General features: G+C 50.8%; 20 protein-coding genes and 1 pseudogene. 13 read left to right on the plus strand and 8 right to left on the minus strand.

The features are described 5' to 3' along the window. Nucleotides 1–373: 373 nt before the first annotated feature. The 6 genes from F153LOC_RS06805 to F153LOC_RS06830 form a co-directional block, all read right to left on the minus strand. Nucleotides 374–949, minus strand: a complete 576-nt coding sequence (locus tag F153LOC_RS06805) for a TerD family protein (protein WP_102104364.1) — start codon at nucleotides 947–949, stop codon at nucleotides 374–376. A 68-nt stretch (nucleotides 950–1017) separates the two neighbouring features. Beyond that, entirely contained in the window at nucleotides 1018–1596 is a 579-nt protein-coding gene (gene terD, locus F153LOC_RS06810; protein ID WP_000116680.1) for a tellurium resistance membrane protein TerD, read from the minus strand. 48 nt (nucleotides 1597–1644) lie between these two features. Beyond that, nucleotides 1645–2685 (minus strand): tellurium resistance membrane protein TerC, encoded by a 1041-nt coding sequence (terC, locus tag F153LOC_RS06815; RefSeq protein WP_000255079.1) that lies wholly within the window; start codon nucleotides 2683–2685, stop codon nucleotides 1645–1647. A 22-nt stretch (nucleotides 2686–2707) separates the two neighbouring features. Next, nucleotides 2708–3163: a tellurite resistance TerB family protein gene (locus F153LOC_RS06820; RefSeq protein WP_000007449.1), complete on the minus strand. Its 456-nt coding sequence runs from the start codon at nucleotides 3161–3163 to the stop codon at nucleotides 2708–2710. Between the two features lie 22 nt (nucleotides 3164–3185). Then, complete coding sequence (locus F153LOC_RS06825; RefSeq protein ID WP_102104365.1) at nucleotides 3186–4343, minus strand: TerD family protein; 1158 nt, start codon at nucleotides 4341–4343, stop codon at nucleotides 3186–3188. Further along, nucleotides 4343–4924, minus strand: coding sequence for a TerD family protein (locus F153LOC_RS06830; RefSeq protein ID WP_102104366.1), 582 nt, complete (start codon nucleotides 4922–4924; stop codon nucleotides 4343–4345). The genes F153LOC_RS06825 and F153LOC_RS06830 overlap by 1 nt, the downstream gene beginning before the upstream one ends. 322 nt (nucleotides 4925–5246) lie before the next feature. On the opposite strand from F153LOC_RS06830, the gene F153LOC_RS06835 reads away from it, so the two are divergent. The 13 genes from F153LOC_RS06835 (at nucleotide 5247) to F153LOC_RS06895 (ending at nucleotide 18667) form a co-directional block, all read left to right on the plus strand. Beyond that, nucleotides 5247–6305, plus strand: coding sequence for an ATP-grasp domain-containing protein (locus tag F153LOC_RS06835; RefSeq protein ID WP_102104367.1), 1059 nt, complete (start codon nucleotides 5247–5249; stop codon nucleotides 6303–6305). 9 nt (nucleotides 6306–6314) lie between these two features. After that, nucleotides 6315–7457: a phosphoribosyltransferase domain-containing protein gene (locus F153LOC_RS06840; protein ID WP_102104368.1), complete on the plus strand. Its 1143-nt coding sequence runs from the start codon at nucleotides 6315–6317 to the stop codon at nucleotides 7455–7457. Further along, nucleotides 7450–8223, plus strand: a complete 774-nt coding sequence (locus tag F153LOC_RS06845; protein ID WP_102104369.1) for a hypothetical protein — start codon at nucleotides 7450–7452, stop codon at nucleotides 8221–8223. The genes F153LOC_RS06840 and F153LOC_RS06845 overlap by 8 nt, the downstream gene beginning before the upstream one ends. Before the next feature lies 1 nt (nucleotide 8224). Further along, nucleotides 8225–9304, plus strand: a complete 1080-nt coding sequence (locus F153LOC_RS06850; RefSeq protein WP_102104370.1) for a cysteine protease StiP family protein — start codon at nucleotides 8225–8227, stop codon at nucleotides 9302–9304. Continuing rightward, nucleotides 9304–10260, plus strand: coding sequence for an HpcH/HpaI aldolase/citrate lyase family protein (locus tag F153LOC_RS06855; RefSeq protein ID WP_102104371.1), 957 nt, complete (start codon nucleotides 9304–9306; stop codon nucleotides 10258–10260). Before F153LOC_RS06850 ends, F153LOC_RS06855 begins: the two co-directional genes overlap by 1 nt. Nucleotides 10261–10270: 10 nt before the next feature. After that, nucleotides 10271–11479 (plus strand): DUF4236 domain-containing protein, encoded by a 1209-nt coding sequence (locus tag F153LOC_RS06860; protein WP_102104372.1) that lies wholly within the window; start codon nucleotides 10271–10273, stop codon nucleotides 11477–11479. Between the two features lie 17 nt (nucleotides 11480–11496). After that, on the plus strand, nucleotides 11497–11964 hold the full coding sequence (terW, locus tag F153LOC_RS06865; RefSeq protein WP_102104373.1) for a tellurium resistance protein TerW: 468 nt from the start codon (nucleotides 11497–11499) through the stop codon (nucleotides 11962–11964). A 474-nt stretch (nucleotides 11965–12438) separates the two neighbouring features. Continuing rightward, complete coding sequence (locus F153LOC_RS06870; protein WP_024179285.1) at nucleotides 12439–13077, plus strand: VWA domain-containing protein; 639 nt, start codon at nucleotides 12439–12441, stop codon at nucleotides 13075–13077. Nucleotides 13078–13099: 22 nt separating this feature from the next. Continuing rightward, complete coding sequence (locus tag F153LOC_RS06875; protein WP_075849286.1) at nucleotides 13100–13741, plus strand: TerD family protein; 642 nt, start codon at nucleotides 13100–13102, stop codon at nucleotides 13739–13741. Continuing rightward, nucleotides 13741–14379: a VWA domain-containing protein gene (locus tag F153LOC_RS06880; protein WP_102104374.1), complete on the plus strand. Its 639-nt coding sequence runs from the start codon at nucleotides 13741–13743 to the stop codon at nucleotides 14377–14379. Before F153LOC_RS06875 ends, F153LOC_RS06880 begins: the two co-directional genes overlap by 1 nt. Nucleotides 14380–14464: 85 nt before the next feature. Further along, nucleotides 14465–15505 carry a TerY-C metal binding domain-containing protein gene (locus tag F153LOC_RS06885; protein WP_102104375.1) on the plus strand — a complete coding sequence of 347 codons (1041 nt, stop codon included), beginning with the start codon at nucleotides 14465–14467 and terminating at the stop codon, nucleotides 15503–15505. Further along, nucleotides 15505–17142: a PP2C family serine/threonine-protein phosphatase gene (locus F153LOC_RS06890; protein WP_102104376.1), complete on the plus strand. Its 1638-nt coding sequence runs from the start codon at nucleotides 15505–15507 to the stop codon at nucleotides 17140–17142. Before F153LOC_RS06885 ends, F153LOC_RS06890 begins: the two co-directional genes overlap by 1 nt. A 25-nt stretch (nucleotides 17143–17167) precedes the next feature. Beyond that, the gene (locus tag F153LOC_RS06895; protein WP_102104418.1) at nucleotides 17168–18667 is read left to right on the plus strand and encodes a helix-hairpin-helix domain-containing protein; all 1500 of its coding nucleotides are present in this window, start codon (nucleotides 17168–17170) and stop codon (nucleotides 18665–18667) included. Nucleotides 18668–18862: 195 nt separating this feature from the next. Here the strand turns inward: F153LOC_RS06895 and F153LOC_RS21600 are convergent, their stop codons facing one another. Both F153LOC_RS21600 and F153LOC_RS06900 read right to left on the minus strand, forming a co-directional pair. After that, nucleotides 18863–19192 (minus strand): hypothetical protein, encoded by a 330-nt coding sequence (locus F153LOC_RS21600; protein WP_146003484.1) that lies wholly within the window; start codon nucleotides 19190–19192, stop codon nucleotides 18863–18865. A 111-nt stretch (nucleotides 19193–19303) separates the two neighbouring features. Next, a pseudogene (locus tag F153LOC_RS06900) lies at nucleotides 19304–19549 on the minus strand (Arm DNA-binding domain-containing protein); the annotation flags it as partial. Nucleotides 19550–19585: the final 36 nt, after the last annotated feature.

Below are 19585 nucleotides of genomic sequence, written 5' to 3' on the forward strand. Positions count from 1 at the left end.
TAGTTCAGAACGCTGGATATTCGGTGAGGAGTAAATATGGTGTGACACCATATTTCGTCACGTTGAAGTTTCTATACCTGCTGATTTGGAATTTTCATTGACCGGGTAGCTTATGGTCCTGATCCCGTGACTTCATAAGTTGCAAACGTAACATATATCAGAGGCGCATGCTGTTGATATAAAGCACGGAATACCGGCTTTAACCTGCAACCAGAGATAAATCCGGGTCCTGGCTTTAAAAGGCTCACGCCAGAATTAAAATCACTCTGCTTTCTGAAAACGCCCGCCCCACTTGCCTCAACTTCCCTCCTGATAGCTGATCATAACCAAAAAAAACCCCGGCGTTTGCCGGGGTCATACTTAGTAGATTTTTTTAAACGTTAACGCCGTGCTGGGAGGCAAGCGCTGACAGGCCACCGGCAAAGCCCTGGCCGACAGCTTTAAACTTCCACTCAGCACCATGGCGATACAGTTCACCGAAGACCATAGCGGTTTCGGTTGAGGCGTCTTCAGACAGATCGAAACGGGCAATTTCCGCGCCGTTATCGTTGTTGTAAACACGCATGAAGCTGTTGCTTACCATGCCGAAGTTTTGTTTACGCGCTTCTGCATCATAGATGGTAACTGCAAACACCAGTTTTTTAATGTCCGCTGAAACTTTGGTCAGATCGATTTTGACCTGCTCATCGTCGCCGTCGCCTTCGCCGGTACGGTTGTCGCCCTGGTGCTCTACTGCGCCATCAGGGCTGGTTTTATTATTGAAGAAAATGAAATGGGCATCTGACAGCACTTTACCGTCTTCACCTACTGCGAATACGGAAGCGTCCAGGTCAAAACCCTGACCATCGGTTACACGGGCATCCCAGCCCAGGCCAACCATAGCGACATTCATGGTTGGTGCTTCTTTGGTCAGAGATACGTTGCCGCCTTTTACGAGAGAAACTGCCATTTTTAGCTCCTGCAAACAGTTGAATGAGGCTGAATTAACAGCCCCGGATATGAAAAGTTACTTTTCGATCAGGACGCGTTAATGCCGTACTGAGCACACACAGATGCCAGACCACCAGCATAACCCTGGCCTACTGCGCGGAATTTCCACTCACCATTGTGGCGATACAGCTCGCCAAACAGCATGGCGGTTTCAGTGGACGCATCTTCGGTCAGATCGTAGCGAGCAACTTCAGTCTGGTTATCGTCATTAACCAGGCGAATAAACGCACCGGATACCTGACCAAAGCTCTGGCGACGAGCCTGAGCATCGTGGATAGTCACAACGAAAATGATCTTGTCAACTTCAGACGGGACGGCGTCCAGTTTAATTTTCAGCGATTCATCATCACCATCGCCCTCACCGGTGCGGTTATCGCCGGTGTGCGTTACGGAACCGTCGGATGACGTCAGGTTGTTATAGAAGATGAAATCTGAATCGCCGCGCACTTTGCCGTTTGAGGCCAGCAGGAATGCTGAAGCATCCAGGTCAAAGTCCTGACCGTCTGTTGAACGCGCATCCCAGCCAAGGCCCACCAGGACGTTTTTCATTGACGGAGCTGCTTTACTCAGGGAGACGTTCCCGCCTTTAGAAAGAGAAACACTCATAAAATAACCTCTTCGATTAGTAATTGTTCAGGTTAACACTTAAGGGGATTAACTCCCCTTTTCCTCAGATTCAGGTTTGCCCGGGAACATGACGCTTGCGAGAATGCCCAGCGCCAGCACACCCAGTACAACATACAGGCTGGTTGTTGCCGCGATGCTGTAACCATGATGCCAGATGTGATCGGTCGCATTAAGGCCGAGTTTTGCCGCGATGAAGAACAGCAGCACGATAACGGCCTTCTCCAGATGAACCAGGTACTGTTTCAGTGCCTCAAGGACAAAATACAGAGTACGCAGGCCCAGGATAGCAAACATCATGGCACTATAGACGATAAGCGGTTCACGACTGACGGCAATGATTGCCGGTACCGAGTCAAACGCGAACATGACGTCCGAGAGTTCAACCACAGCCACACACAGGAACAGCGGGGTCGCATACAGCGCCGCCTTTTTACCACGGCCAATGGTGACATCGCTGTTTTCTGGTTTCGCCAGTTCGGCATCCACTTCCTTCTGGTTAAGCAGGAAGGCATGCCCTCTGAGCTTCGGCCAGATAGGGAAGAAACGTTTAACCATGCGGTAAGCCAGATGCTGGGAGTAATCCTCAATTTCATCATCGTCATCACCGCTTTTAAGCATCATGACCGCCGTCCAGGCAACGATAATAGCGAAGACAACTTCAACGTACGGTCCCAGACTCAGCAGGCTCGTACCGATGGCGACAAAGATGCCCCTGAAAACAATGGCACCAATGATCCCCCAGTAGAGAACGCGGTGGCGATAACGATCCGGAACGGCGAACCAGGAGAAGATGGCCATCATGACGAACAGGTTATCGACCGATAGCACTTTCTCCAGCGCATAACCCGTGACAAACAGACTGGCAACCTCAGCACCGTGGTGGATATAGAGGAAACCGGCAAATGCCATCGCAACCACAACCCAGAATACAGACCAGAGCGCCGCACTCTTCAGGGAGATTGGCTTGTCATCACGGTGCATAAACAGGTCAATAAAGATGGCACCGACTGAAAGCGCAATAAAAACAATGACCGTTTCAGTCGGGAAGCCGATGTGTGTGGAAACCATATTTTACCCTTAGGGATGTGGATCAGAGGCCAAATTCAGCCGGGTCGAAGCCCAACGCGATAGCGATCTCGCGGGAGGCCAGTTTCTCGTCCTGATCGAAGTTACCGTCACTTTTCGCAACGGCAATACCAACACGTAAGGCCAGCTGAGCAGCCTCAGGCTGATCTTTCAGCGCCAGGATGTATTTCATGGTTTCGCCCTTGCCGATTTCAACATCGAAATCGAAACTTGAAACCAGTTTATTGAAGAACTCGATCACCTCATTGGTATCGAAGACCTTCAGCTCTTCTGAAGAGCGCAGAAAGCCCATCATTTTCTGCTTTTCTTCTGAACTCACGCCGTCACTCGATACGGCAATACGGGCACATACAGCAACGGTGCCCTGCATGAATTTTTTGTTTTTGAAACGGCCAACCTGGCGGGTCAGTTCGTCACGGCCTGAGTTAATGGCACCTTTAACTTTGTCGAAAAAGCTCATACCTGTTTCCTTTGTTGCTGTGTTATTTAGAACCGGCGCTCCAGCGAAATCCCCAGCCAAATGCCCGGTCCATTTCGTCCTGGCCTTTGAAGTACTGGTTGATACGCTCGACTTTAATTGCGCCGTTTTCGTTTACGAGTCTGGCAATGGCGCACAATGTGCGACGGTTTTCACCTTCGGTCAGGCGGGTTTCAATGGGCGGTTGATCCGGCACATGAATGGTGACCACACCATCAGTTTTGTCCCAGCTGGGAACACCTTCATAAATAAAGGCGTAAATCAGCACTTCGCGGATATGCTTCCATTCACGTCCATTGATATGCAGCCACTCACCGTCTGATACATCACCCGTCCGGTCATCGCCCTTGAGCTGAACATAAGGTTCATCGCGATAATCACCGAATGCATTACCCAGCGCCTGAATGACCGATTTATACCCGTCCTGAAGCTCAACAAAGGCCCCCAGATCCAGGTCGATTCCTTTGGAGCCGAACATGCCTGCGAAGCCCGCTTTGCCGCTGCCCCGGTGCCAGTTCAGGTTGATCCGGATTTCACCGAAGTTATCCCGTTTGGTCAGGCTGATTGCAGGCTTCTCTTTTGTCAGCGATACCTTGCTCAGGCTGATTTTTGTCTCAACTGATGGAGGGGTTACAACCGGAGGAGTCGGGGCTGCGGGAGCCGGTTCGTCGGCAATATCTACGCCGAAATGCTCTGCCAGCGGTTTAAGTCCACCGTTGAACCCCTGCGCAACGAAGCGGAATTTCCAGTCATTATTACGACGGTAAAATTCACCCAGAATTAAGGCTGCTTCCTGACGGCCGCTCAGTTCGACAATGCCGCTAACCAGGCCGGTAGCCCCCTGCTCCACGTCGATGGAAAGATTACGAAGACCGGACACCGTCTGCCCACCGTCACAGGTCACGGTGAACGCAATTTTCTGGACATCAGGTTTCAGCCGGTTGAGCGCGACAGTAAAGGTTGAGTACTGGCCTTCACTGACCAGGCTGACGGTACCATCATCGTTACGTGGCTGACCATAAAACACCATGTCCGCATCACCCTGCACCTTCCCGTCGGCATACAGGCGAAACGCCGAAGCATCCACCTGGCCGCCCGAGGTGATCCGGACCCGCAACTCCTGGGCTGGAACGGGGGCATTGCCCCCCGGCGTCAGGTTCATTAGCGAATAACCGCTGAAACGATATCGGAGTGCATATCGTCAATTGTGCGGCCGCGACAGGCATGGCCAAGGGCGGTAAAGTCCCAGTTGCCGTTATTACGGCGCAGCGAAGAAATAACGATCCCGGTATGTGAGCCCTGCTCAGTCAGCTTGTAGCGAGCCAGTTCTTTGCCGGTTTGATCGACAACGCGGCAGAACGCGTTTTCGACGTCATTGAACGACTGACCACGGAAGCTGTTTACCGTAAACGCCAGGTATTCAACGTTTGCAGGCAGTCGGGGGAGGTTGACCTTAATCACTTCATCGTCACCGTCACCCTCACCGGTCAGGTTATCGCCACTGTGCACAACAGCTTTACAGGTGGATTCCAGTTTGCGGAACCAGATGGTGTCAATTGTTTTACCGGTGCTGTCCATTAATACGCAGCCAGCATCGAGATCGATTGAGTCGTTGCCTCCAAACAATCCTCCAAGAAGACCTTTTTTCTTAACCGGATCCCAACCGAGACCGAAATGAAGCTGGCTTAATGCAGATGATTCTTTGCTGAGTGATACCGTCTGGTTCTTAACTAATGAAACCATGTTTTATTCCTTAAAATGGTAATGACCGAGACAATCAAAGGTATGTTTAGTAACTGACGAAGAAAATCATATCATGATGAAGTTCTCTGACAAGGAAAATGTTGGTAGTTTTCTGTAAAAACACAAAAGGAAATCCTTTTTAGGATGTGCACACCTCTAAACTTGCATTAAATATCAGAATGTTACCGTAACACACAAAAACACTGACACACTCCATAACACCAGGGGTTATTAATCATATTATGATTGACATGTGACATAGAGACTCATAGACTCCCCTCTCAATCATAAATTTGCATGGCGTTCCGGATAATTAAAAAAAATGAATAAAAAAATTTGGTTTATGGAAGGTTTGTCCTCCCAGCGAGATATTATTCAGGGGGTAAAATCATTTGCACAAAAAAATAATTTTGCCATTACCGTTTTTGCCTCCCACCGTAACGAAAGAAATGAAATCCTTTCCGTTGCCGATTATTCTTTGACTGAACCTGAAGATCCTCAAAAACGTCTTCAGTTTATTCAGGAAACCATTCAGACCTACGGCATCCACCATATTCATACTGGCCGTAACAGCCAGTGGTTTGAAGAACACCGTTCAGGCATTGAATCGACCGGTGCCACCCTTACTACCGGTGCAACGAGCGTCGATTGGCTAACCCTGGCTGACGAAAAAGTTACTTTTGCTCAGTTTATGGAGCAAAAGGGTCTCCCGGTCGTACCATCCTGGCGGGTGAATACGCTGGCAGATTTAAAAACACACCTCGCGGCCCCGCCTTTCACTGACAGCCCGGTATGCGTGAAGCCGGTGACGGGTATCTATGGCATGGGATTCTGGCGCTTTGATGACAGTGCTTCGCCTATGGCCGTCTTTAATCATCCCGAACATCGTCTGGTCAGTCCGCAACAGTATATTGCAGCAGCATCAGCTGCTGAGTCGTTTAAACCCCTTGTTTTGATGCCGTACCTGCCAGGCCCGGAATTTTCCGTCGATATCCTCGCGGATAAGGGCGAAATACTCGCTGCCGTGGGACGCCGTAAGGAAGGGGCTATCCAGTATCTGGTAAACGAAGGAAGCGCCTGGGAACTGGCGTGTGACTGCGCCCGGGTCATGAAGGCCGACGGGCTGGTGAATGTTCAGACGCGAAACGATGTGAATGGCAACCCGGTGCTGCTTGAAACCAACATGCGTCCGTCAGGGGGGGTGGGTTATACCCTTCACAGCGGGGTGAACCTTCCTGGGTTATTTGCTGCCTTTAAGCTCGGTCTGATGTCTGAAGATATGGTGCGCCAGAGCGCTAAAAACACCTTTTCTCCGGTTGCGGTGAGATCCATTACGGATGTAATTGCATACCCGGAATCACTCTCTAACCTTCTGAATTAAGGCGTGTTTATGTCTGATATCCTCGAAGATATGATTTATCGCCGTACCCTCTCATGCGGTACGATTCAGGTAACCCGCGACCAGGGTGAAGTTTCGCTCGATGACCTGTTTGATATCGCTGAAAGACGTAACCCGAAACGCGCCTTTCTGTTTGTCAGCAAAGTACTCGGCAGGCACATTCCCGTGCCACCCTCAGTCATGCGGCAGGCCTACAGACAGCTTGCCAGCCAGTTCCCCTCAACGCTGACAGGGCCCGTACTGTTTATCGGTATGGCTGAAACCGCCGTTGGGCTTGGGGCCGGTGTGTTTGATGAAGTGCGCCACCAGCATCGTGAATCTGTCTATCTGACCTCTACCCGTCACCCGGTTGATGGCACGTTGCTTTGCGAGTTCAAGGAAGAACACAGCCACGCCACTGATCATCTGATCTATCTGCCAGATGATGAAGAGAAAAGACGTCGTGTTACCAACGCGCGAACGCTGGTTTTGATTGATGACGAGGCAACCACCGGTAATACCTTTATTAACCTGCTTTCTGCCCTGCGTAATACCGACAAGCTTCAACATATTGAACAGGTTATCGCCGTTACGCTTACCGACTGGAGTGGCAAAGCCTTGTCCGAGCGCAGCACCTTACCAGTCACTTCGGTTTCTCTTGTAAGCGGTCAGTGGGGATGGACCCCATTACCAGATGCACCTGTCCCGGACATGCCGAAGGTCAACGTCACTTCACGCGGAGAATGGGACATCCAGGGGAAACAGTCCTGGGGTCGACTGGGGATGCTCGCACCTGCGGCCGATCTCGGCCATGAGGTCTCCGTCCGCAAGGGGGAGCGTGTTCTGGTTCTCGGGACAGGGGAATTCGTCTGGGAGCCGTTCCTGCTAGCAGAACGGCTTGAAGCTGCCGGAGCACAGGCATTTTATGGTTCGACCACCCGCTCCCCTATCGCCGTTGGTTATGCCATTGAGTCCGCAATTTCCTTTACGGATAACTACGGGCTGGGCATCCCCAATTTTGTCTATAACGTCGCCCACCAGCAGTTTGACCGCGTTCTTGTGTGTACTGAGACACCCGCAGAAAGTATTGACGCGCAGCTTCTTAAAGCGCTGGCTGAGGTTGCGCCCGTCGTGGAGATTGTTACCTATGAATAAACCCGTTGTTCTGAGCGACCTTGACGACACGCTCTTTCAGACCCGTCGTAAAATGGTGGACGAGCTGGCCCTGGAGCCATTCCGTACCGGTGCCGTTGATCGCACCCTGAATCCACGAAGCTTTATGACGGAAGAACAGTCCATGTTAGTGGACTGGCTCCTGGAGCAGGCTGAACTCATTCCCGTTACTGCACGGGGAACTGAAGAAATCAGCCGCGTCCGGATCCCTTTCCACTCCTGGGCAATCACCACGCACGGGGCCGTCATTCTCACGCCTGAAGGCAAACCCGACGAGGAGTGGAAGGCCCATATGCTCCGCCAGCTGGCTCCCTACCAGGAAAAGCTGACATCGATGCAGCGTCTGATCACTGAAATGATGGACGCAAAAGGGATCAATGCCTGGGCAAGACTGAACTTCGAATACGGTGAAACGGCGGTTTATATGGTGATGAAGCACCGCGACAGCACCCGCCTTGACGAGCTCAATGCCATTGCAGATGAGATAGAAACGGTGTTTCCGACCGAGGGCTTCTACATCCACCGCAACAGTAATAACGTGGCCTGGCTTCCCACCCCGGTAGAGAAAGGGCTGGCAGTCAGCTGGCTGCTAGAAAAACTTCGGGCTGAACGCGGCGTTTTCCCCGTAATTGGTCTGGGCGACAGCCTGAGCGATCATCGTTTTATGAAATTGTGCAGCTGGTTTGGCATACCGCGTCAGAGTCAGTTTGCAGATGCCATTTCACAGCGAATTTTTGGAGAAAATTAAAATGCAGCCACATGACACATTTACCGGCTCATACCAGCCCGGTGACGTGGAATTTCTGCTAAAGCCGGTTGTCATTGAGATGACACCGGTTGAGCAAAAAGAAGAGCTGATTCAGTCAGGGAAGAAACACTATTCGGACATGCTCAGCCAGGAGCCAGCGCCAACACAATGGCATCTTGATTTGTTTCACCGGGCGCTGGATCGGGGCGCAGAGAGACTTGCAAAAGAAGTCACACAGCTCGCTGTTGCTCTGGCCGAACGCTTCGGTGATGAGCCCATTGTACTGGTCAGTCTTGTCAGAGCTGGCGTACCGCTCGGCGTTATGCTGCACCAGGCCCTGCATGACATGGGGAAAACCTCATGGCATTACGGCATCAGCATCATCCGGGATCGTGGAATTGACGGTGCAGCACTCGACATCATTGAAGAGCGGCATGGTACCAGCGGTATTGTCTTTGTTGACGGATGGACAGGTAAAGGCGCAATTACCGGAGAGCTTGTACGCGCACTGAAAGATCGCCCGGGCTATCCTGAGCAGCCGCGACTGGTTGTCCTGGCCGATCCCTGTGGCTGTTCCTGGCTTGCTGCCAGTGATGATGACTGGCTCATCCCTTTTGGCATCATGGGTGCGCCAGTGTCAGGCCTTATCTCCCGGTCAGTATGGTCCTCTGAAGGGTTACATGGGTGCATGGTTTGCGAGCATCTCAGTAAATTCGAATGCAGCCGGATGCTTGTCGATACCGTCGCTCATTTCCGTAAGAAGTTAACACCGACATCCCTCGCTGCTCTGAGCTGGAATACGGAGTCAGCCCGGGTCTTATGGCAGACAAGTCGCGACGTTATCGCGTTTCTGGCCGATGAATTTAAAGTGGACAGCGTCAATCGTATTAAACCCGGTATTGCTGAAGCAACCCGGGCTGTATTACGTCGGGTACCGGACCATGTATTTGTGCGTTCGATTGCCGACCCGGACGTTGCACTGCTTGTTGGGCTTGCTCGTGAAAAGGGAATAGTTGTTACAGAAATGGGGGGAACCCTCGGCCAGTATCGGGCTGTAACCATTATCAAGAAGGTGCTCTGATGAAAAATCGTCTTTCTCCCTGGAATCTGGGAGCCACGCTATACATGCCTGCAACACGGGAAGATATTGCTGATGCCGTCCTGAACGGAAAAATACCTGGTTTGCGCTCTCTGGTGATTTGCCTGGAGGATGCTGTCAGTGAAGCAGACATCCCTGTAGCCCTCAAAAACCTTGAGCAGCTGCTGCACGAACTCAGTAACAGCATGCTTAGCCTGGGAAAAAATGACTGGCCTCTGGTGTTCATTCGCCCCCGGCATGCCGAAATGGGCAAATGGTTAAAAGAGCATTATGATCTTTCCGCTGTCGACGGGTTTGTATTACCAAAATTTACCCTCAGTTCGTTAGCTGAATGGTGGGATATCATGGGCGAGACTCACCTGTGCATGATGCCAACGCTGGAAACAGAAGACGTCTTTGACGTGGTTCAGATGCGCGAGCTGGCCACCCGCCTGGTAGAACACCCCTGCCACGAACGCATTATTGCGCTTCGAATCGGCGGCAACGATCTTATGAACGTTGTGTCGCTTCGCCGTCCTCGGGACCTGACGCTGTATGACAGCCCGATGGGCTACGTCATCAAAATGCTCGTTTCAGTCTTCGGCCCGCGTGATTTTGCCCTGACTGCGCCCGTGTGTGAGCATATTGACGATCATGCCGTTATGGCCAGAGAGCTGGCTCTTGATATGGCACATGGGCTTGTTGGGAAAACGGCCATTCATCCGGGTCAGATAGAGGTCATTCAAAACGCGCTGATGGTCACTCAGGGTGAGCACTCCGATGCTCTGCGGATCCTGAACTCTACCCAGGCTGTGTTTAAGTCGCAGGGGGCAATGTGTGAACCCGCCACACATCGCCGGTGGGCTGCTGGGATTCTGGACAGAGCTCGTTTTTACGGATTACAGAACGACCAAAGTGCTGATGGAATCAGATTACTTACCATGACCCAGCATCATTAAGGAAATCATAATGGGGTTCAGGTTCCGAAAGTCGATCAACATTATTCCTGGCGTTCGTCTCAACCTGAGTAACGGTGCACCGAGCCTGAGTGTTGGGCCGAGAGGTGCTTCCGTTTCTTTTGGTAGCCGGGGGACCTATGCCAATCTGGGCTTGCCCGGTACCGGGCTGAGTTACCGTACCCGGCTTGACCGTGCAGCGCGTTCCGGAGGTGGAAACCGGACGGCAACCGACCCGGGGCTCAGACAGGCGCTTGAGCAGGAAGCCGCTGAACTCATGTCAGCGGTAACCGCAATCCGTAATATTCACGAGCTGACGCCGGATCCAAAAACAGGCATCAGCTGGGCAGAGCTGGAAGCAGTGTACCTGCATAACAGAACGTCGCCTTTTCAGGTTCCGGCACCGGTGCGTCCAGAAAAGCCAGACTACCTTGCATTGCCGGAAAAGCCTGCCGAGAGCGAAGGCATTAGTTTTCTGGGTAAATGGTTTGAATCGGAATCAGCTAAAGCTGAGCGCCACGCCGAAAATCTTCGCCGGTGGCAGCAGGAGCTGATTGATGTGGAGCGTGAGAATACCCTTCGACAGCATCGGTACCAGCAACAACGGACGGCCTGGGCCGAACAGTATGCAAACTGGAAGTTTGAGGCTGAAGAACATGAAAAACGGCTCGCCACGGCTCAGGCAGATGCCCGGCAGCAGTTCCGGACAGACGCCGCGTTTTTCGAATCATACCTGGCGGGTGTGCTGGCAGAAACTGAATGGCCGCGTGAAACGCTTGTTGCATTTGAAGTAAAGCCGGAGCTATCAGCAGTCCTGCTGGATGTTGATTTAGCTGAGATTGAAGATTTCCCTGATAAAATTTACGGCGTTAATGCACGGGGCACGGAGCTGACGGAAAAAGCCATGACGCAAAAAGCCGTACGCGAAAACTATGCCCGCCACGTCCATGGCTGCTTGTTCCGCCTGGTCGGTATCGTTTTACATACGCTACCTTTCGACAACGTGATTGTGTCAGGCTTTACGCAACGGGTCAGTAAGCGGACCGGCTATCTGGAGGATGAGTATATCCTGTCCTGCAAATGCACTCGCAGCCAGATGTCGTCAGTAAATTTTGCAGGCATAGAACACATTGATCCGGTTGAAGCGTTAGGCGATCACCGGGTTATTCGAAAGATGAGCAGTACCTTCATTTTTCAGCCTATTGAACCACTAACCCTTTAAGCAGGCTAAATCTTACGATGCAATTAAATACCAGACAGGCCCGGATTTTTAAGCTTGCCAACTTACTGGGCACCGGCAAGCCCGTTTCCGCTGCCGACATTATAACCAGTCTGGAATGCTCAGAGCCAACATTAACCCGGGCCCTCAAAGAGCTACGCGAGTCATATTCTGCGGAGATCAAATACAGCAAGGCTGGTCATTCCTATCATCTCGTTAATCCGGGCCAGCTGGATAAAAAGACCCTTCGCCGGATGAATGAAGCGCTCGCACAGAATGCTGAACTGAAAACCGGTGAGTCTACAGGTAAGGTCGTACTCGATAAGGATAAAAAAACAGCCGTGTCATTATCGCTACGCATGCGGATTTTAAGAAAAATTGACCGTCTGGCTGCGCTGAGTGGCTCGACCCGAAGTGAAGCGGTTGAGAAGCTGGCTCTGCACGCTGTTGACGAACTGATAAAAGAATATAACGTTAAAAAGACCTGAAGCTAAACCTCAGGCCGGGGTGAAAACCCCGATTTTGTCATATGACACATCTGTAGTGCTATGACATAGTTTTCGTCGACTATCATGTCTGTAAAGCCAACCGGCATTCTGCCTCCAAAACCTAGCGTATTGACATCGACTTGTGCGACACATCAATCTTTGCGCGATTTACACTGAATACTTGCAGTATCTGTGATGTATGATGATTTCATGCACCTGGCAAGTTTATTTTCGCCAGCGTTTTATCAGAATACTTATATTCCTGTACGCTCTGAATTATTTCTGTTGAAAGGAGGCCATTCATATGTCAGTAATTAAATGGTGGTTAGCAAGTTACTCTAAAGCGGCTTATGAGCCAGCATCTGAGTATATATACCCCTCCCAGCTGATATTATCCCGCTTTAGCAATTCAACAAACTCTGGCATCTTCCTGAAACTACTCTTCTCTTCCGATCTCTTAAGAAGGAATTACATTTGAGACGCTTACCCGTATATCTGCTACTCGACACGTCCGGCTCTATGCACGGAGAGCCTATCGAAGCGGTCAAGAATGGCGTTCAGACGCTGCTTACCACGCTGAAACAGGATCCGTATGCACTCGAAACGGCTTACGTGTCAGTGATCACCTTTGATTCTTCAGCCCGACAGGCAGTCCCCCTGACAGACCTCCTGAGTTTCCAGATGCCAGCATTAACAGCCAGCGGCACCACGTCTCTTGGCGAAGCGCTTTCCCTCACGGCCAGCTCCATTGCCAAAGAAGTACAGAAAACGACGGCTGACACTAAAGGTGACTGGCGTCCCCTTGTATTCCTGATGACGGATGGAAGTCCGAATGATGACTGGCGAAAAGGCCTAAATGACTTTAAAGCGGCCAGAACCGGCGTTGTTGTGGCATGTGCAGCCGGGCATGATGCCGATACCAGCGTCCTTAAAGAAATCACTGAAATCGTGGTTCAGCTGGATACGGCTGACAGTTCGACGATTAAAGCTTTCTTTAAATGGGTCAGTGCGAGCATTTCGGTAGGCAGTCAGAAAGTGGAGTCCAGCAAAAAAGAAGTGATCGGTCTTGAAGACCTGCCACCGCCGCCGCCAGAAGTAAATGTGGTCTTATAATTTTATTAATTAAGGGAATGTCATGTCTGTCAGTCTGAGCAAAGGCCAGGGCGTAAGCCTGAAAAAAAATGAATACGATCTCTCGTCCGTTACTATCGGCCTCGGTTGGGATATTAATGAGGAAAAGAAAGGTTTCCTCGGCGGGATCTTTGGTAAGAAAGAAGAAGAATACGACCTTGATGTGATCGCTTTCTTGTGTAATTCAGCCGGAAAGGTGACCGATCTCGGCAACGTGGAAAATGGTAAACCTACGCTGGTGAATGGCGATATAATCTTTTTCAACAGCCTTCGCCATAAGTCAGGCAATATCTGGCTGACGGGCGATAACCGAACTGGAGCCGGTGACGGCGACGATGAGCAAATTATTGTGCGCCTGAATTCCCTTGACGCTCAGTACGAGAAAATTGTGTTCATCGTTCAGATCTACAATGGTGAAAAACTACAGCAGCACTTTGGTAAAGTTCAGAATGCCTTCATCCGGGCAGTAGATGCCCGTAATATTGAAATGGCACGATTCGATCTTTCTGGCGGACCCGCCTTCGCCAGCCAGCGCTCCATGGTTTTTGCCGAGCTGATACGCGAGCCTACAGGCTGGAAACTCAGGGCTATTGGTGAGCCTTCCGAATCAGATTCGTTTGTCTCGCACCTGAGGAATTACATCTGATGCGCCGTCTGCCTGTTTACCTGGTTATTGACACATCCGGCTCGATGCGCGGTGAGTCCATCCATTCAGTTAACGTTGGAATTCAGGCGATGCTTAGCGCTCTCCGCCAGGATCCCTACGCCCTCGAAAGCGTTCATATCTCCATTATCACCTATGACAATGAGGCGCGTGAGTTCATTCCTCTCACGCCGCTGGAATACTTCCAGTTTTCTGACATTGTTGTGCCAAGCGCAGGCGGAACGTTCACCGGTGCTGCCCTTGAATGTCTAATGCAGTGTGTTGAACGGGATGTGCGCCGCTCAGATGGTGATACCAAAGGAGACTGGCGTCCTCTGGTATTCCTGATGACTGATGGAACCCCTTCTGATGCCCTGGCATACGGTGAAGCGGTAAAAGCGATTCGCGGCCGGGGATTCGGATCCATCATTGCCTGCGCCGTTGGTCCTAAAGCAGGACATGAGCACTTAAAACAGCTCACCGATAAGGTTGTGTCTCTGGAGACGCTAGATTCAACCGCGTTTGCAGGTTTCTTTAAATGGGTATCAGCCAGCGTGTCTTCGGGCAGCACAAGCGCGGGGATCAATAACGGAACAGATACCCTTCCCCCTCCTCCACCAGAAATCCAGCTGGTGCTCTGACAGACAGAAAGGTGCTGCTTTACGGGCAGCACCTTTCTGTACAGCAACGTTTTCTGCTGGCCGTACCAGCCGTACGAGGAAAATTATGAGACGCCTTCCCGTGTTTTTTGTCCTGGACTGTTCAGAGTCCATGATTGGTGAAAACCTGAGAAAAATGACTGATGGTCTGCAAATGATCGTCGGAGATTTAAGAAAGGATCCACACGCACTTGAAACAGCCTGGGTCTCGGTAATCGCATTTGCCGGTGTAGCCCGTACGATTGTACCTCTTCACGAAATTGCCTCGTTCTATCCTCCCCGCCTTCCCGTTGGCGGCGGTACGAGCCTTGGGGCCGCATTGCGTGAGCTGACCATGCAAATTGATACCCAGGTCAGAAAAACCACTCATGAGGCTAAAGGCGACTGGAAACCCGTCGTGTACCTCCTTACCGACGGACGTCCGACTGACGACACAACCGCAGAAGTGAAGCGCTGGAAGGATCACTACGCGAGTAAAGTTAATCTCATTGCCGTTGGCCTGGGGCCGTCAGCGGACCTGAATATCCTGCGGCAACTGACAGAGAATGTCATGCTGTTCACCGAGTCTCAGGAAGGGGACTTTACCCGCTTCATCAAATGGATCACGGCTTCGGTTACGGCGCACAGCCGCAGCGTCGGGGACGACAAACAACCTGAGCTCAGCCAGACTGAATACATAGTTCGGCTGGCCAAGGACGAGTCAGTAAAAGCGTATGACGAAAACTGCGTTACGCTTATCGGCCGTTGCAGCAAGACCCGTCGTCCGTACCTGATGAAGTATGAACGGCCACCAGCAAGGGTTTCCGGGCTCGATTTCAGCCTGAACCTTAACAGCTTTAATATTGCCGGATGCTATCCCATCGATGAGGACTATTTTGCGTGGTCAGATGCCACCGCTACCGGTTTGCAGGTAAACACCAGCGAACTGCATGGCGTACCGGGTTGCCCCCACTGCGGTAATGCCAGTGCGTTTGCCCTGTGCTCATGCGGAAAGTTGCTGTGTATTGACGGCCCGGATGACGTGATCTGCCCGTGGTGTGAAACAGGCCTGTCATTCAGTAATGATGGCGGAAACACTAACTTCGACGTAAACAGAGGGAGAGGTTGATGTCGCAAAATGCTTTACTTGAAGAGAAGATTATCCGCTTAGTTCTGTCTGAGCTGGGCCACCCTGTAGAAGGTGAGCGGCTTTTTCTTCTATCGCAGGACCCATCCCTTACCGAAGAGATTATGCGGCTTAAAGAGCGGATTGAGAGCCTTGCACAGGGTTTATCTGCGCGGGTTAGCGAAGGTGACAACGACGCAGATATTGCCGCCTCGTCAGCATCCAGTCTTTCCGATCAGCAACAAACGGTCGTAAGTGTTGCTGATAACCTGGGCATTGACGCTACCGATACACTATTACTGCAACCCCTGCCAGAAAATGAACCTCATCCTCCGTTCTGGAAGCTGATGCCTTATTACGAATTTGATAAACCAGCACAGAGGGAAGACGAAAACCTGTCTTCCCCGGTATTAAAACCCGGGCAGATACCAACAGGCCAGCAGCGGGCCGGATTAGCTGTGCCACCTGCCGTTCCCCCGAGAGCTAAAATAACTATACCCAACGCCCGGGCAGGCGAACGTTTCTCTTCGCCGGTTGCTATCGTTCTGGATGAAGGCCAGCAGGCTACTGTCAGGGACGTTGTCTTTCCCCGGAACATTGGCCTGTCCTTTGACAAAGAACAGGAGTTGCTGACAGGTACTCCCACCGAAAGCGGCGATATAGAGCTTTCAGTAATCTGGTCATGCGCGTCGCACGACGAATGTGAAACAAAACAGCTTTTTATAGTCAATCCCGATCCGAGAAGCCTGTGGAAGGTGGTAGAGCCACCAGCAGACGCTCCCTACCCTAAGTCCCATCTGGACACTGCTGGCCTGGTCAGGGGTGACATACGTATTGCTGCCGCCAGTCGCCGGGGACGATCTCATGAGCATGCCGGGAGCTTCAGAGATGACGACTTCTATATCAACCACTGCCAGGACACAGGATGGTCTGTCATGCTGGTCGCAGACGGGGCCGGTAGTGCAGTAAATTCCCGGGAAGGCTCCCGGATTGCAGTCAAAACGGCTGGCGATTACCTTTTCAATCAGCTCAGTGGTTTGAAAGGCGTCCATTTAAAAGAGCACATCACGGCGTGGGAAGGGAGCGATCAGCAGGCAACCATAAACGCCATGCTTCATCATTTTAAACAGGCAGCTACGCTCGCGGTCAACAGTATCCAGAATGAAGCCATTTGTGCAGAACAACCGGTGAAATCCTATTCAACAACCCTACTGGCAACTGTAGCGCTACGAACGGATAACGAGCTGTTTGCGGCAGCCTTCTGGCTTGGTGATGGTGCGATAGGTGCATACAGCCCTTCCGGTAAAGTCAGGATACTGGGAAATCCCGATAGTGGAGAATACGCAGGACAAACCCGCTTCCTTGACCAGAGCATTATCGCAGACCCGTCGTTTAGCGGCCGAATCAGCGTGGGTAAATGGAATGATGTATCTCACTTGATCCTCATGACAGACGGCGTATCAGACCCTCTGTTTGAGACGGATAACGGGCTTCGCAGTGACGAAAAATGGACCCGTCTACTTGATGAGCTCATCCCTGTCCTTACAGACGCCAGTATTGCGCCTGAGAGGTTAGGCGACTGGCTTAACTTTTTCTCCACAGGGAACCATGATGACCGCACTATTGCGGTGTTGTGGTAAGGGATACGATTTTTCGGTGATCAATATGGCAAATATCGTTACGTGCAAAACAAAGGACGGCGAAACAGTCCAATATGTTGACGAGGTAATTGGTTCGGGCTCGATGAAGGATGTTTACTTTTCGCCTGATAAAACATATGTCGTCGCTTTTTATCATAAACCGCAGAATGAGCAGGCCCGGGATCGGATTGATATGATCACCGGACGCTACAGGCAAAACATTTTTGGCCAGTCCGGAGGTGAATACTGGAAGGACCTGTTTTGCTGGCCGACCCACGTTGTTGAGCATGGGGATAAAATCGGTATCGTGGTTCCAACCTACAAAAGCTACTTTTTCTTTAAATACGGCTCTAAAAACGATGATTTTCTGGGCATAAAAGGCCGTGAAAAGGAAGGCAAATGGTTTGCCAGCGCCAGCAACCAGAATAAATTTCTCGACCCACGTGAACGAGGCAATACGCTTACCTATCTCAAGGTCTGTCTTCTGCTGACAAGAGCCGTCAGAAGGATGCATGCGGCAGGTCTCTGTCACAGCGATCTAAGCTATAAAAACGTGCTGATCGATCCAGAAATGGGCCATGCCTGCATCATTGACGTAGACGGCCTGGTTGTCCCTGGAAAGTATCCTCCCGACGTGGTGGGCACCCCGGATTTTATCGCTCCGGAAGTGGTGAAAACCAGCCATCTTTCCAAAGAAGATCCGAACCGCGTATTGCCAAGCATTACTACTGACCGTCATGCGCTGTCGGTGCTTATCTACATGTATCTTTTCTTCCGTCATCCGCTACGTGGCGGGAAAATACATGACATGTCTGATGAAGTACGTGATGAGACCTTATCTATGGGTGAAAAGGCACTCTTCATTGAACATCCGACAGACAAAAGCAATGCAGTCAAAGTGAGTCAGCTATCCTCCTTTTCGCTGCCCTGGGCTGACCCGGAGAAAATTCCTTACACCATCATGGGCCCTTATCTGACGCCTTTGTTTGAACGCGCCTTAATTGATGGCTTACACGATGCCACTAAACGCCCGACCGCCGATGAGTGGGAAAGTGCCCTGGTTAAAACAGTCGATCTGATACAGCCCTGCCAGAACAAGGCGTGTGAACAGAAATGGTACGTTTTCTCGGGTAAGACAAAGCCGGTTTGTCCCTACTGCGGTACGCCATACAAGGGTAAATTACCGGTTCTAAATTTATATTCATCCCGAAAGGAAGGCAGCTATCGTCCTGACGACCACCGGTTGATGGTGTGGAGCGGGCAGTCAATCTATGCGTGGCATGTGAATCGCCTCATTGCGCCAAATGAGCGCACAACCGATGCACAAAGGAAACGAGTTGGATATTTTGTTTTCCATAACGATCAGTGGTGGTTAGTAAATGAAGGCATAAATGGGCTTATGTCATTACCGGATAAACGACAGATTGCCATTGGGGAAAAAATTGAACTGACGAATAACGCTCAGTTTGTTCTGTCAAAGGAGGAAGGCGGCAGGCTGGTCGTCGTTCAGTTAGTAGAAAACTAACGGACGCCCATAACGACTAAAACGTTCTGGCAGCATACTGAACCTGTTTAATGACTCACTATATTAAGCTGTGTCAAATTTAAGCTATCAGAAATACTCTACCTGCCTGTTTAAAACAGGCAGGTAGAGTATTTCTGTGGCATGGGTAACATGCGCAAAGCGAACGTTTATTATAGTAATGAGTACTTTTGTGGCTCATCCCTGCCGCCCTCCATTTCGTTGTTTTTTTATAACCTGCCAGGCTGACATTGTTAAGCCGATAAAAGAATAAGGCGATGCGGGCAATCTTGTGAAGATATTTAAGTTCGTTTGGGTCAAAGACTGCCTTCCTGAATTTTTGAGATCATTTCCTGCCAGTAGGCCGTCTTTCGTAGATGACATCTTTGAATTGGCTTTTAGCGTCTCTTTTCGTTGAAGCTTGGTTGGGCGCAATTCCCGGATCTTCATTTTCCAACAAGTGGTGCCACATGAATACACCTCACGACCGCTAAACTCTCCCGCATCAATACTGAGCAATGTAAACATGCGAAAAAATAACATGTCTTAATTGCGTTACAAGATATATTGCAGGAGATGTTAAATTTAGCAAATGATCAATCCCCTCAACTTTTAAGGTGGACTATAATTTGCACAATTAGAAATATCGATATCTTCGGCCAGTTTTTTCTTGGCTTCATCACGTAGTGCCCTCGCTTGTGCAAGGGACACTGCCGGATAGACCCCAAAAGCCATACGCTTCTCTTTTCCATTGAAGCGATATTTCATTCGCCAGTATCGAGAACCAGAGGGAACGACTTCAAGATACAAACCAGCACCATCTGCCAGCTTATAGGCTTTCTCTCTGGGTTTAGCAGCGTCTACCTGTCTCGCATTAAGTTTCATTGGGGGCATCTCCCTGGACCGAACACAGAATGCCCC

Origin of the sequence: Lelliottia sp. F153, assembly GCF_002870005.1 — a bacterium.
In the GTDB taxonomy this organism is placed as follows: domain Bacteria; phylum Pseudomonadota; class Gammaproteobacteria; order Enterobacterales; family Enterobacteriaceae; genus Enterobacter; species Enterobacter nimipressuralis.

Bases quoted from the DNA above. Each gene is read 5' to 3' on its own strand.
- F153LOC_RS06880 (WP_102104374.1), top strand. From the start codon at position 13,741: ATGCGCCGTCTGCCTGTTTACCTGGTTATTGACACATCCGGCTCGATG.
- F153LOC_RS06805 (WP_102104364.1), bottom strand. From the start codon at position 949: ATGGCAGTTTCTCTCGTAAAAGGCGGCAACGTATCTCTGACCAAAGAA.
- F153LOC_RS06895 (WP_102104418.1), top strand. From the start codon at position 17,168: ATGGCAAATATCGTTACGTGCAAAACAAAGGACGGCGAAACAGTCCAA.
- F153LOC_RS06840 (WP_102104368.1), top strand. From the start codon at position 6,315: ATGTCTGATATCCTCGAAGATATGATTTATCGCCGTACCCTCTCATGC.
- F153LOC_RS21600 (WP_146003484.1), bottom strand. From the start codon at position 19,192: ATGTTTACATTGCTCAGTATTGATGCGGGAGAGTTTAGCGGTCGTGAG.
- F153LOC_RS06885 (WP_102104375.1), top strand. From the start codon at position 14,465: ATGAGACGCCTTCCCGTGTTTTTTGTCCTGGACTGTTCAGAGTCCATG.
- F153LOC_RS06825 (WP_102104365.1), bottom strand. From the start codon at position 4,343: ATGAACCTGACGCCGGGGGGCAATGCCCCCGTTCCAGCCCAGGAGTTG.
- F153LOC_RS06820 (WP_000007449.1), bottom strand. From the start codon at position 3,163: ATGAGCTTTTTCGACAAAGTTAAAGGTGCCATTAACTCAGGCCGTGAC.
- F153LOC_RS06860 (WP_102104372.1), top strand. From the start codon at position 10,271: ATGGGGTTCAGGTTCCGAAAGTCGATCAACATTATTCCTGGCGTTCGT.
- terD (WP_000116680.1), bottom strand. From the start codon at position 1,596: ATGAGTGTTTCTCTTTCTAAAGGCGGGAACGTCTCCCTGAGTAAAGCA.
- F153LOC_RS06855 (WP_102104371.1), top strand. From the start codon at position 9,304: ATGAAAAATCGTCTTTCTCCCTGGAATCTGGGAGCCACGCTATACATG.
- F153LOC_RS06850 (WP_102104370.1), top strand. From the start codon at position 8,225: ATGCAGCCACATGACACATTTACCGGCTCATACCAGCCCGGTGACGTG.
- terW (WP_102104373.1), top strand. From the start codon at position 11,497: ATGCAATTAAATACCAGACAGGCCCGGATTTTTAAGCTTGCCAACTTA.
- terC (WP_000255079.1), bottom strand. From the start codon at position 2,685: ATGGTTTCCACACACATCGGCTTCCCGACTGAAACGGTCATTGTTTTT.
- F153LOC_RS06835 (WP_102104367.1), top strand. From the start codon at position 5,247: ATGAATAAAAAAATTTGGTTTATGGAAGGTTTGTCCTCCCAGCGAGAT.
- F153LOC_RS06845 (WP_102104369.1), top strand. From the start codon at position 7,450: ATGAATAAACCCGTTGTTCTGAGCGACCTTGACGACACGCTCTTTCAG.
- F153LOC_RS06890 (WP_102104376.1), top strand. From the start codon at position 15,505: ATGTCGCAAAATGCTTTACTTGAAGAGAAGATTATCCGCTTAGTTCTG.
- F153LOC_RS06830 (WP_102104366.1), bottom strand. From the start codon at position 4,924: ATGGTTTCATTAGTTAAGAACCAGACGGTATCACTCAGCAAAGAATCA.
- F153LOC_RS06875 (WP_075849286.1), top strand. From the start codon at position 13,100: ATGTCTGTCAGTCTGAGCAAAGGCCAGGGCGTAAGCCTGAAAAAAAAT.